Annotated in this window: 10 protein-coding genes; 6 read left to right on the top strand and 4 right to left on the bottom strand. The window is 47.3% G+C overall.

Annotated features, from left to right (window positions below):
* Positions 1 to 4: 4 nt before the first annotated feature.
* From atpH to H8S84_RS13610, 6 genes are all read left to right on the top strand, one after another.
* Positions 5 to 562 (top strand): ATP synthase F1 subunit delta, encoded by a 558-nt coding sequence (gene atpH / locus H8S84_RS13635; protein ID WP_187067916.1) that lies wholly within the window; start codon positions 5 to 7, stop codon positions 560 to 562.
* A 2-nt stretch (positions 563 to 564) separates the two neighbouring features.
* Positions 565 to 2,145, top strand: coding sequence for a F0F1 ATP synthase subunit alpha (atpA, locus tag H8S84_RS13630; protein ID WP_187067915.1), 1,581 nt, complete (start codon positions 565 to 567; stop codon positions 2,143 to 2,145).
* A 70-nt stretch (positions 2,146 to 2,215) separates the two neighbouring features.
* Positions 2,216 to 3,103 carry an ATP synthase F1 subunit gamma gene (gene atpG / locus H8S84_RS13625; protein WP_187067914.1) on the top strand — a complete coding sequence of 296 codons (888 nt, stop codon included), beginning with the start codon at positions 2,216 to 2,218 and terminating at the stop codon, positions 3,101 to 3,103.
* A gap of 204 nt (positions 3,104 to 3,307) precedes the next feature.
* Entirely contained in the window at positions 3,308 to 4,987 is a 1,680-nt protein-coding gene (gene pafA, locus H8S84_RS13620) for an alkaline phosphatase PafA (RefSeq protein ID WP_230407181.1), read from the top strand.
* Positions 4,988 to 5,046: 59 nt separating this feature from the next.
* The gene (locus H8S84_RS13615) at positions 5,047 to 5,607 is read left to right on the top strand and encodes an inorganic diphosphatase (RefSeq protein ID WP_187067913.1); all 561 of its coding nucleotides are present in this window, start codon (positions 5,047 to 5,049) and stop codon (positions 5,605 to 5,607) included.
* 107 nt (positions 5,608 to 5,714) lie between these two features.
* Positions 5,715 to 6,614, top strand: a complete 900-nt coding sequence (locus H8S84_RS13610; RefSeq protein WP_187067912.1) for a UbiA prenyltransferase family protein — start codon at positions 5,715 to 5,717, stop codon at positions 6,612 to 6,614.
* Here H8S84_RS13610 and H8S84_RS13605 read toward each other — a convergent pair.
* The 4 genes from H8S84_RS13605 to H8S84_RS13590 form a co-directional block, all read right to left on the bottom strand.
* Complete coding sequence (locus H8S84_RS13605; protein WP_187067911.1) at positions 6,607 to 8,121, bottom strand: NAD(P)H-hydrate dehydratase; 1,515 nt, start codon at positions 8,119 to 8,121, stop codon at positions 6,607 to 6,609. The genes H8S84_RS13610 and H8S84_RS13605 overlap by 8 nt on opposite strands.
* Positions 8,122 to 8,187: 66 nt before the next feature.
* Entirely contained in the window at positions 8,188 to 10,599 is a 2,412-nt protein-coding gene (locus H8S84_RS13600; protein ID WP_187067910.1) for a DUF5686 and carboxypeptidase-like regulatory domain-containing protein, read from the bottom strand.
* A gap of 76 nt (positions 10,600 to 10,675) precedes the next feature.
* Positions 10,676 to 11,530 (bottom strand): phosphatase PAP2 family protein, encoded by an 855-nt coding sequence (locus H8S84_RS13595; RefSeq protein WP_187067909.1) that lies wholly within the window; start codon positions 11,528 to 11,530, stop codon positions 10,676 to 10,678.
* Between the two features lie 89 nt (positions 11,531 to 11,619).
* Positions 11,620 to 12,831 carry an NADH-quinone oxidoreductase subunit D gene (locus H8S84_RS13590; protein ID WP_187067908.1) on the bottom strand — a complete coding sequence of 404 codons (1,212 nt, stop codon included), beginning with the start codon at positions 12,829 to 12,831 and terminating at the stop codon, positions 11,620 to 11,622.
* Positions 12,832 to 12,947 lie beyond the last annotated feature (116 nt).

Raw genomic sequence — 12,947 nt, 5'->3', positions numbered from 1 at the left:
CATTATGTCAGAATTTAGAGTTGCTTCCAGGTACGCGAAGTCGCTGATTGAGCTGGCGAATGAGAAAGGCTTAGTTGAGCAGGTGCATGCAGATATGCAGTTGTTTACAGAAGTGATTTCTCAGAACCGCGATTTTCAGCTGCTGCTTCGTAACCCGATCGTGAAGCCAGAGAAAAAGTTAGCTGTACTAAACGCAGTATTCAAAGGTAAGGTACAGGAGCTGACACTGGCTTTCTTTAACTTGATAGCACGCAAGCAGCGCGAGTCTCTTTTAGAGTTCGTTGCTACTTCTTTCGAAGAGCAGTACAATGAACTGAAAGGCATTGTGAAAGCTCAGGTGACATCTGCCCTGCCACTAACGGCATCACTGCGTGAGCAGCTAGGTATAAAGTTAGCAGCAGAGTATGGCCAGCAGATCCAGCTGGAGGAAATAATTGACCCATCGCTTATCGGCGGCTTTGTGCTAAAGGTAGGAGACAAACAAATAGACAGCTCAGTGAAGAACAGTCTTCGCAAGCTGAGAAATGAATTCAAAGACAACCCATACATTAATAAACTATAATCATGGCAGAAGTAAGACCTGACGAAGTATCAGCCATATTAAGAGAGCAGCTATCAAACTTCCGCTCTGAGGCAGAACTGGAAGAAGTTGGTACTGTACTACAAGTGGGTGACGGTGTCGCTCGTATCTATGGCCTTTCCAAAGCACAGTCTGGTGAGCTATTAGAGTTTGAGAACGGACTTCAGGCACTCGTTCTGAACCTGGAAGAGGACAACGTAGGTGCCGTATTGCTTGGCGACTACAGCGAGATCAAAGAAGGCGCTACCGTAAAAAGAACAAACCGCATCGCTTCTATCAAAGCTGGCGAAGGCGTAATTGGCCGTGTAGTTAACACACTTGGTCAGCCTATCGACGGTAAAGGCCCAATCGCTGGCGAACTATATGAGATGCCACTAGAGCGTAAAGCTCCAGGTGTAATCTACCGCCAGCCGGTAAACGAGCCGCTACAGACTGGTATCAAAGCGATCGACTCAATGATTCCAATCGGCCGTGGTCAGCGTGAGCTTATCATCGGTGACCGCCAGACTGGTAAAACAGCTGTTGCGATCGATACAATCCTGAACCAGCGCGAATACTTCGAAAGAGGTGAGCCTGTGTTCTGTATTTATGTGGCTATTGGCCAGAAAGCATCTACTGTAGCGCAGGTTGTAATGGCGCTTGAAAAAGGTGGTGCTATGGATTATACAGTAGTTGTTGCCGCTTCAGCTTCTGATCCGGCTCCAATGCAGTTCTTCGCGCCATTTACAGGTGCTGCAATCGGTGAGTTCTTCCGTGATACTGGCCGTCCTGCACTGGTTGTTTATGATGACCTTTCTAAGCAGGCTGTAGCATACCGTGAGGTGTCTCTTCTTCTAAGAAGACCTCCAGGGCGTGAGGCTTACCCAGGTGACGTATTTTATCTGCACTCTCGCTTATTGGAGCGTGCCGCTAAAATCAACGCATCTGACGAGATTGCTCGTAACATGAACGATTTGCCAGATTCTCTTCGTCCGTTAGTAAAAGGTGGTGGTTCACTTACTGCCCTTCCGCTAATCGAGACACAGGCTGGTGACGTTTCTGCTTATATCCCGACTAACGTAATTTCGATTACTGACGGTCAGATTTTCCTTGAGACAAACCTTTTCAACTCTGGTATCCGTCCTGCGATCAACGTAGGTATCTCGGTATCACGTGTGGGTGGTTCTGCTCAGATCAAGTCAATGAAGAAAGTAGCAGGTACGCTTAAGCTTGACCAGGCACAGTTCCGTGAGCTTGAGGCGTTCGCTAAGTTCGGTTCTGACCTAGATGCGGCTACAAAGCTTACAATTGAGCGTGGCCGTCGTAACCTGGAAATCCTGAAGCAGCCACAGTATTCTCCTGTTGCTGTAGAAGAGCAGGTAGCGATCATCTACTGCGCTACAAACGGTTTGATGGACAACGTTCCGGTTTCTGAAGTAAAGAACTTCGAGAAAGACTTCCTGCGTACAATGCGCGCACAGCACAACGACGTGCTAAACGCCTTGAAAGCTGGTAAGCTGGATGACGAAACTACGAACACGATCAAGCAGGTAGCCAGAGAAGTATCGGCTAAGTATAAAAAATAGTTGATTTAAAAAGTCGGGGGTTGGTAGTATAAACTGCTAGCCCCTGATTTATGCTCATAGCAACAACAATATGGCAAGTTTAAAAGAGGTAAGAGGTCGCATCGTATCCATCTCATCTACGCAGCAGATTACAAAAGCCATGAAAATGGTAGCGGCTGCTAAGCTAAGACGTGCACAGGATAACATCCTGCGTATGCGCCCCTACGCTCAGCGCCTAAGCGGGATATTAGCTAATCTATCTTCTATAACAGAAGGTACGGTTACAAACCAGTATTCACAGAAGCGTGAGATCAGAAGTGTTTTGATCATCGCTGTTTCTTCTGACAGAGGTTTGGCTGGTGCTTTTAACTCGAACATCATCAAAGGTGTAGTATCTCTGGTTAATACGAAGTACAGTGCGCAGCAAGCAGCTGATAATGTTACAGTACTTGCGATTGGCCGCAAAGCGTTTGAAGCTTTAAAGAAAAGAGGCTACAACGTGAATGGCGACTTTACCGGTGTTTTCTCAAACCTGTCTTTCGATACAGTAAGAGGTGCCGCTGAGTTTGCTATGGATGGCTTCATCAGAGGGCAGTATGACCAGGTTGACCTGGTTTATAACGAGTTTAAAAACGTTGCTACGCAGATTGTACAGACGGAGCAGTTCCTGCCAATAGAGGAGAAGCCAGTTGAAGAGAATGCATCTGCAATGTTGGTAGATTATACTTTTGAGCCTTCTAAAGAAGAAATCATTCAGGAACTGATACCAAAATCGTTGAAGATTCAGGTATACAAAGCCGTATTGGAGTCTAACGCTTCTGAACACGGTGCCCGAATGACGGCGATGGACAAAGCAACTGAAAACGCCGGTGAACTTCTGAAGGAACTGAAACTTACCTACAACAGGACGCGCCAGGCTGCAATTACAAAGGAGATTTTGGAAATTGTGGGTGGTGCAGAGGCTCTGGCTTCAAAATAAGAAGAAAAAGAAACTCTATAAAGCAGCGCCCATCACTAAGGTGGGCGCTGCTTATTTTTTGTACTTATACTATTGCAACTGATTGTTAACAAATTAAGAAATTTGAGTTGTAACATTCAGCAAGAGAAATAATAGAGCACAAGCCTGTTATATTTGCATAAGTATAAATCAAACAAGATGAAGACTAAAAGCTTGAAAGGGTTAATGAATTGGGCAAAGGTTGCTGTTGTAATGATAGTGACGCTAACAGCCTGTACAAAACCTGCACAGACTACAACTACAGAAGCCTCGGCTACTACTACAACTTTTACAGACCTAAACAGGCCAAAGCTAATAGTAGGTATTGTGGTTGACCAGATGCGCTATGACTACTTGTACCGTTACTGGAACAAGTATAGCGACAATGGTTTTAAGAAGCTGTTGCGCAAAGGCTTTAACTTCAAGAATACACAATATAGCTTCGTTCCAACGTACACTGCACCTGGTCATGCCTCTATTTACACCGGCAGCGAACCAGCCCTGAATGGTATAGTAGGTAACAGCTGGTACGACAGAACTACTGGTAAAGTAGTATACTGCACCGAAGACAATACAGTAAAAACAGTAGGTAGCACATCAAATGCAGGCCTAATGTCTCCGGCTAACTTAGTAACCACCACTATAACAGACGAACTAAAGTTAGCAACCAATATGGGCTCTAAAGTAGTGGGTGTGTCTTTGAAAGACAGAGGCTCTATACTTCCGGCTGGACATTTAGGTGACGGAGCCTATTGGTTCGATTCTGAAAGCGGCAACTGGATAACAAGCACATTCTATAGAAATGACTTACCAAACTGGGTACAGGAGTTTAACAAGCAGCAGTATCCGGACCAATACCTGAGCCAGGTATGGAATACGGTACTACCCATAGAGCAATATACAGAAAGCACTGCTGATGATATGCCATGGGAAGGCACGTTATCAGGCGAAAGCAAACCAGTGTTCCCACACAACCTGCCAGCTATCAGAAAGAAAGACTTTGAACTGCTGCGTTATACACCAAGTGGAAATACAATAACTAAAGACTTTGCGCTGGCTGCCCTTAAAGGAGAGAATTTAGGCAAGGGCACTCATACAGATTTCCTGGCAGTTAGTTTTTCTACACCGGATTATGTAGGCCATACTTTCGGACCGAACTCCATAGAGGCACAGGATATTTTCCTGCGCTTGGATAAAGAGATAGGTGAGCTAGTAGATAAGATAGAAGCAGAAGTAGGGGCCGGTAACGTGCTATTCTTTTTAACTGCTGACCACGGTGCGGCACATGTACCGGCATACTTAGCTCAGAATAAAGTACCGGCTGGCGTTTCAAGCTCAACTGTGATCAGAGACTCAGTAGAAAACTTTCTGGGCAAGCTGTATGGCAAAGGCCCTTGGGTGGAGCGTTACATGAATCAGAACATCTACCTGAACAGAAAGCTGGTAGATAGCAAAAAGCTGTCGCTAAGCGAGATGCAGCAGCGTGTGGCGGAGTACGTTATAAGGTTAACCCCAGTAGAGAGAGCTGTTACCGGATATGCTTTGGCAACAAGTAACTGGACCGCAGGAGTTATGGGCCGCGTAGAGAACGGGTTTTACCCATCCAGAAGCGGCGATGTAGTGCTTATCCTGAGCCCGGCCTGGTTCGAAGGCTATGGCAGTGGCAGGCAAACAGGCACGACACATGGCTCGTACTCAAACTACGATACACACGTGCCGCTTATCTGGTATGGCTGGAACGTGAAGCCTGGAGAGACATCCGTAGAAACAAAAGTGACTGATATAGCCCCAACAATTGCTTCGTGGCTTTACATACAAGAACCGAACGGCAGTGTAGGGCAACCTTTACAACAATACATGAAATAAACACAACGCCTGAAGAAGAGACAAGGACGGCGTGAATTAAATTATTTAAAATGGAGAATATGGAGAATAACAACCCATGGCATAGCGTGAGCTACGGCGATGAAGCTCCCGAAGTGGTAACCGCAATCATTGAGATCCCGAAAGGGTCGAAAGCAAAGTATGAGTTGGATAAGGACAGCGGTATGCTGAAGCTTGACCGAGTGCTTTTCTCATCAGTGAATTATCCTGCCAACTATGGCTTTATACCGCAAACGTACTGCGACGACAAAGACCCACTGGATATCCTGGTGATCTGCTCAATTGACGTGCAGCCAATGTGCCTTATCGATGCGAAAGTAATCGGTGTAATGCAGATGATCGACAACAATGAAGAAGATGATAAAATCATCGCTGTTGCGTACAACGATATGTCGGTGCGTCATATTAACGATATTTCTGAGTTGCCTCCGCACACCCTGCTGGAGATGCGCCGTTTCTTTGAAGACTACAAGAAACTGGAGCACAAAGAGGTGATCGTAGAGCAGTTTTTAGGCCGTGAGCACGCTTACAAAATCATCAACGACAGCATTGAACTTTACAACGCTACCTTCGGAGAGCCAAAGAGAGTACAGACGCTGTAAAAATTTTACTTTTCCTGTTAAGCCTGGCATAGGGATAATCTCTGCGTCAGGCTTTTTGTTTTGTATGCAGTTTGACAGAGGCAAGAATAGTTGCGTAATTGCATGAGATGGCGCAGGACCAACAGTTAAGTATAAACAGCAAGTATAGACAGCACCGGATAGGAGAGCAGTTGCTGGGAATAACTGTGTACAGCAGCGTGTTTATTTCTTGCTGCGCCTTTAGCCTAACCATCGAAGCATATAAACTGGCAGGGCTGCCTATCTCACTGCCGCTGGCTGTCTTCGTATTTCTGGCCACCCTGTTTACCTACAACCTGAGCAGCGTTTACAGCTTCATCCGGAGGCCACACCAGCAGAAGTATAAAAGCGGTAGCGAATGGTGGCAGCGAAACAAAAAGTTGTTGGCAATTGTAGGGGCGGTAAGTATAGCCGGTGCAGCAGGTGTATACTTATACTTTGACTTAAGCATTAACATGTGGGTTATACTACACCTGGCAGTAATCTCAGTGGGCTATACTGTGCCGGTTGTGTACAAATCTAAGCGGGTGCGCCCACTGAGGAAAATACCTTTACTAAAGGTTTTTCTGATTGCGTATGTGTGGGCGGTGGTAACAGCCATGTTTCCTCTGCTGGATGCAGGTGTAGAGGTAATGGATCAGGATGCGTTATTCCTGTTGCTACGCCGATTCCTATTTATACTTGCCCTTGCCTTACTTTTTGATATAAGAGACTACGCTTACGACAGGTCTAAGAATACCCTTACCATACCTGGTTTAATAGGAGTGCGCTATACAAAGCTGCTATCGCTGGTGCTGCTGGTGCTGTATGTTGGGTTGGCAATGGTTTCTGAGGGTGGAGAGGTACAACGTGCCTTGATGGCAAGTGCGCTTATTGCAGCGGGAGTGGTTATTTTTTCTGATGAGCACAAACCAAGAATATACTATGCACTATTGGCTGACGGTGCTATGCTACTGCATGCGGGATTGGTATACTTGGCCTTCAGCTAGATTGCTGCAGATGGAGGAAAGCTTGGGGCAGGTGGTCAATTACATCAGATGCAGTCATGGCAATGTCACCAACTTTACTTGAAGCCAAGTCTCCGGCAAGCCCATGAACATACACGCCCAAGAGGCAGGCATCCTCTAAAGTATAATGCTGTGCTACAAGGGCTGTGATAATGCCTGTCAGTACATCGCCAGTGCCGCCTGTTGCCATGCCTGCGTTGCCTGTACTGTTAAAGTATAGCTTCCCCTCCGGTGTGCCAATCGCAGTATTGCTTCCCTTGAGTACTACATAGCATCCATACTCCGCACAGAACTCCAGCATGTCTCTAAGGCGGTCGTAGTCGTTGTTGCTTTTGCCTACCAGCCGCTCAAACTCTTTGGGATGGGGTGTAAAGATAACGCGGTTTTTGGGGAGCTGCGCTTTAAGTTTGTCGCTGCTGCCTATCAGATTGATAGCATCGGCATCTATAATCAAAGGATGAGAAGAAGTAGCCAGTAACTGTCCGATGGCTGTTTTGGTAATGCGCTCAGTACCTAAACCTGGCCCAACTCCTATTGCATTATACTTATTGATATCCTGTGGGAGTTCTGAAAGGTGCTTCCTGCTTTTATCAGCCAGCGTCATGGCCTCTGGTACGGCAGTTTGTAACACTGTATAGCCAGCAGAGGGCACCTGAAGCGTGAGCAAACCTACACCGCTGCGCAGGCAGGCACGTGCAGCCAGCACAGCAGCGCCCATTTTTCCAAAGCCTCCGCATAGCAGCAGGGTATGCCCAAAGGTACCTTTGTGCGAGAATTTCTTGCGTGGTTTTAGCTTGTAGTGTATGTCCCGATAGGTGGTATAGTATAAATTAGTTTCTGTTTCTGATATAAACTGCTCACTTAGCCCTATTGGGATCACGTGCCATTCACCTATGTATTCTTCGTGTTGGGGTAGCAGAAAAGCCAGCTTGGGAAGTTCAAAGCTAATGGTATAATCAGCTTTAATGATAGCGCCTTCGTAAGGAGTCTGGCTATCACTGAAAAGACCGGAAGGGATGTCGATGGAGGTGATGCAGGCGGCGCTGCTGTTTAGCTTCTCGATCACATCCGCAAAAATACCTGTAACCGGCCGGTTTAATCCTGTGCCAAACAAGGCGTCAATTACGTTCAGGTCCTCGTTCAGGTCAGGCACCTGATTCGCTTCTTCAATATGGAAGTGCTTTAGTTCATCGGGTAACAGTTTCAGGTTAGTTTTAAAATCGGATGATGCTTTTTCGGAGGCTCCCACTGTAAATACCCTCACAGGATAGTTTCGCTGATGCAGCAGTCTAGCCACCACTAGCCCATCACCGCCGTTATTGCCCGGCCCGCAGAACACCAGTACTTCTTTCGTAGGCTGGAATTTGTTCTCAAACCATGTGGTAAAAGCCTTTGCGGCTCGCTCCATCAAGTCAGCAGAAGATATTCCTTCTGCTTTTATGGTGTATGCATCTGCCTCTCTGGTTTGTGCTGCGGTCAGGATTTTCATAATATAGTATGGGTTTATCAGGGTATACTAATTATGAAACAATGAGTTCAGTAATGACCTGAGAGTTTAAAACGCCACCGTCAGGGTAAGTTTTACCCGCAGGTTGTCCTTCTCCTCATCAAACGCATAAGGTCCATATCGGTAAAAGCCACCGACACCAATACCAGTGAAGGCAGAGCTGATCACGTTATTCAGGATCAAACCAGACTCATAAAAACCCTTGCGCATGCTATTAATCTCTGCCAGGGGCACGTCTTGCACAGCCTGTTTCAGATCGCCGAAGCCAATATTGGTTACAACTATAACGTCTGGCTTAAAGAAGCTGTTGCGCAGAAAGCGCTTGCCAAAGTTTTGGGAGAAAAGCAGGGCGGCATATCTATCGGAGAAGAACTCGTAAGGGCGCATGGTTTCGAAGCCTTCGGCAGCATAGAATTTATAGTTAGGGTTATTACTGCCGAAGCCGTTAAACAACATAAAGAAAGGAGCGTCTCCATCTACCAATCCTGCGGTAAGTTTAATGCTGCTCTGACCAAAAGTACGGTGCCTTGCACTTGCCTCCAGCCTTGCCTCATACTTGTTGTAGCTATAGTCACCGTTCAGTACACCATCCAGGCCACGGGTGTACTGCAGCCACAGCACCGGGTACTCAGACGCCATGGGTAAAACCTGGTTAAACTGCTGCATATACTTTTCGCCGTAGGCATAGCGCAGGCTTACAACAGCTTCTGTGAGGTTATACTTTGGGAGCGGGGCATCTTCCGGAGTAAATAACGTTGGGCGGTGCTGCTCCTGCCGCAGCTGTGTTTGTGCCTGCAGGTAGCGGCTTAGCCTGCCGGACAGGGCTATACTTTTGTGGGTAGCATAGGTTCGCTGGGTAAGTAGGTTAGGACGAAGGTCAGTGAACAAGCTTTTCTGCTGAAACGGTAAACGCCTGCCTCCTGGCTCCAGCACATCCTCAAAATATATAGCTTTTACCTGTAGCTCCGACGGCTTATGAAGTATAACGGCTGCATCTGCACCATACTTCGCCTCTTCGTCTTTAAAACCATATCCCCAGTAGCCGCCAAGTATAACTCGCTCCGAAAATAAGCCATTGGTATGGGCACCTGCTCCCAAACGCACGCCTTCGAAAGCACTTACTTTAAACAAACGATTTATATCTAAACTGATCGGGCCCAACGATATCTGTTTTGCTATCAGGTATTCCATCAACCGGATAGTCCGGTCCAGTTTGTCGGCACGGCCTACGCTATCCATGCGGGTGTAGGTAAATTGTTCTTTGGCAGTAAGGGAATCAGGGCGGTACTGCTGGTACAATTGGTCTGGCTGCAGGTGCGCGTCTGGTTTCTGAGCCAGGGCAATTACCCCAAAGTCTGATTTGCGCAGGTTAGGGTTGATATTGATGTTGGTAATGTAAGTGCGGAGGCGGCCATAAGGCTGATGCCCTTTAAAGGATAGCTGCGGAATAGTAATCTCTGCATCCAGTTCTGTGAGAAACCAGCGGTTTTGAGGGCTGGTTCTTTCGAAGCGCTGCTGTAGCTTAATGCCGCGTTTGTCGTCGTTGGCTGCTGACTGGGCCAGCACGTTCTGCACAGCCCAGCCGTTGCTGTTGATGTATAGCAATCCCTCAAGCCCTTCGAAGTTCTTACCCTGCTCCGGTTTATAAGAAATAACAAAAACAGTATCCTGGCCAACAATATTTGTCTCCTGTAGCACAAAATCATACTTGCGGGTGCTGCCGGGGCTTAAGGGGCTGAGGTAGCGTTTGCCAAAGAACACCGGCATATCCTCGTACACCGAAAAGTCGCGGCTTTCTGCGGCCACTACACCAAAACTAGGCTGCTGCAGTCCCGATACCCTCGTGGCTAATATGGTTTCTTTTACTTTGTCCGGCTTCAGGTAAGCGTAGTCGGTTATACTTTCCATCAGAAAGAGGTGCTGCTTTGCCAACAGGTTGCGCATGTTCAGGTAAGCGGAGTCCTGTTGCGACAGGCGCAGCGTATCACCCAAGTCTATTTCTTTGGCATCTACAGCGGTAACTATAAATTTATTGTACGTGCGGTAAGTATAAGCCGGTAAGTTATCGATGGTGTTGCGGTCGCGGTTTTGCGTTGCCAACCGGATAATGCGGTGCGCGGGGTTCTCTCCTGTGCCCATAACCACTACCTCCTGCAGCTGTGCAGCCGACGGCTGCAGGTAAACATTGATTACCTGTTGCGAATCAAGATAAACGATTTGCGGCTCGTACCCTACATAACTAAAGCGCAGCGTCTGGATCGGTTTGCTATGTCGCAGTTGGTACTGCCCCTCCAGGTTAGTAGTAGTTCCTGTTTCGCCATCGTTGGCAGCTATACTTACAAAAGCTAGTTTTTCGTTTGTTTTAGCATCGCGCACCACACCCCGCACACTGCGTACCTGTGCCAGAGCAGCAGAGGCTACAAGTATAAAGTAAAGAAAGGGTATGAGAAACCTATGCATCTGGTAAAGATAAAAAGAAAAGGCGCTTACTCCCGCAATGGAACAAGCGCCTTTTCTTATAAAAGGTTTTGATATACTAGAAAGTTACAGTTAAACCCATGCCCGGCGAGCCATTTGGTAACACAACCGGAATAACGGCTGTATTAAGCCCTCCACCCTGCGTTAATTTGGCATGTACCCAGTATACTGTGTTCACGGAAAGTATGCCAACTCCAGCACCAGCCAAAACGTCTGCCATCCAATGTGCATCGTTAAGCACGCGTAACACACCGGTTGCGCCGGCAATCGAGTAACTTGCCACACTTACCCACGGGCTCTTGTGGCGGAATTCTTTATCCATGAAAGTAGCAATGGTAAAGGCATAGGCTGTGTGCCCTGACGGAAAGGCAAAGGGTTTCCCGTTAGGGCGGTCGATGTCTGTTAGTTTTTTTGTTGGCCACACAAATGCAGATGCCAGCGTTCCTGAAGCTAAAAGGAGGAGTGTCTGGCGACCAAGTTCGTGCCTATTCTGCGAAGAGATAATGTTAAAGCCATACAAGCCAACCAGAGGCCCCAGCATCAGAAAGTCATCGGCATTGGTAGCAAAATCCGAAAGTACCTTATCACGGGCATCGTTTACATCAAAACTACTGATAATGCCTCGCTCCTGTATCGTATAGATGCCGGCGCCTATCAGTATGGCAGAAGGTATGACTGCTCTTTTCAGGAACCGCTTGTTGTCGCCCTCCAGACGCTGGGACTCTGTAAAAGGGTTCTTTTGCCCTGGAAGTACGGTATCAGCAGGTACAAAAATATTAGGATCCAGCGAGATGGTTTTAAGCGTGTCGGCTTGGGGTGCCTTCTTTGGCTTTACCTGGGCATCAGCCACAACAGGTGCAAATAACACACTAAGCCAAATCAGATGTAGTGTGAAAAATCTATTCAATCTCATAAGTATAGCAAAGTAGTAACTCCTGCTTGAGTCACAGGAGTTGCACTAAAAAGTAAATATATTATAAACGGACTCAGCTTACTAGGGGTTTACCTGTCTACTTCGCCCAACACAAAGTCTATGGAGCCAACAATGGCAATAAGGTCGGCTACCATGCAGCCTTTAGCAATTTCGTGCAGCACCGACAGGTTGGAGAAGCAGGGAGAACGGCCATGGCACCGGAACGGCACATCGCTTTTGTCTGTGGTCCGGAAAAAGTAGCCTAGTTCACCACGCGGGGTTTCGGCCCTGAAGTATAATTCCTGGCTGCCTGTCATGCGTATTTTTTTAGGGCAAGCAGCCTGAGGGTCAAAATCTGGGGTGCGTTTGTGATCGCCGGTAAGCCTCTCGAGGCACTGGCGAATGATCTTTACCGACTCGCGGCACTCCTGGGCGCGCACGTAGTTGCGGTCCCAGCAATCACCGGGTGTGCCTGCTAAGCCTTTACCAACCGGAATGTCAAACTCCAGCTCCGGATATACGCTGTAACCGTCTACGCGGCGCAAATCAAATTTCAAGCCTGAGCCACGCAGCATAGGTCCGGAGCAGCCGTAGTTAATTGCCACATTCAGGGGCAGTACTCCTACGTTAACTGTGCGATCCAAAAAGATTTTGTTTTCCAGAAGTATGGTGTCCAGCTCATCGAGCTTTGGCATCAGGTAATCAATAAACTCACGGCAGCGCTCTTCAAAGCCAATGGGCAGGTCGTAGTACAGGCCACCTACCCAAATGTAATTGTACAGCATGCGCGCTCCACTAACCCACTCCAACAATCTCTGAATGTGCTCCCTGTCGCGCAGTAGCCACAGGAAAGGGGTAAACGCGCCAATATCGATGGCATAAGTACCAATAGCCACAAAGTGCGAAGCAATACGGTTTAGCTCAGCCACCAGTACCCTGATATACTCTACCCGTTTCGGAATCTGATCTGTAATGCCCATCAATTTCTCCACGCCCATACACCAAACATGCTCCGAGTTCATCGCAGCTACATAGTCCATGCGATCTACATAAGGTATGGTTTGGTTATAAGCCATACTTTCAGCGTGTTTTTCGAAGCAGCGATGCAGGTAACCGATATGTGCCTCTACGTTTTGCACAATCTCTCCGTCTGTAACCACCTCCAAGCGCAAAACACCGTGTGTGCTCGGGTGCTGAGGTCCCATGTTCACAATCATCTCGCCGGCCTTCAGGGTATCAAGGCTGAATTTGTTCGGCTCCGATTGCAGCAGGTAGTTTTTATAGATGGTGGACTGGCTCAAGAAATTATGCTTTGTGTTAACTGATCATCAAAGTTCGGAAAAAAGAGGGACTTAAAACAGGGAATATATTAGCTGGAGTAGTTGCCTATATTATTGCTTGTTAATAAATAACATAT

Source organism: Pontibacter cellulosilyticus (assembly GCF_014306105.1).
Taxonomy (GTDB): Bacteria; Bacteroidota; Bacteroidia; order Cytophagales; family Hymenobacteraceae; genus Pontibacter; species Pontibacter cellulosilyticus.
This window is presented reverse-complemented; position numbering and strand designations above follow the sequence as displayed.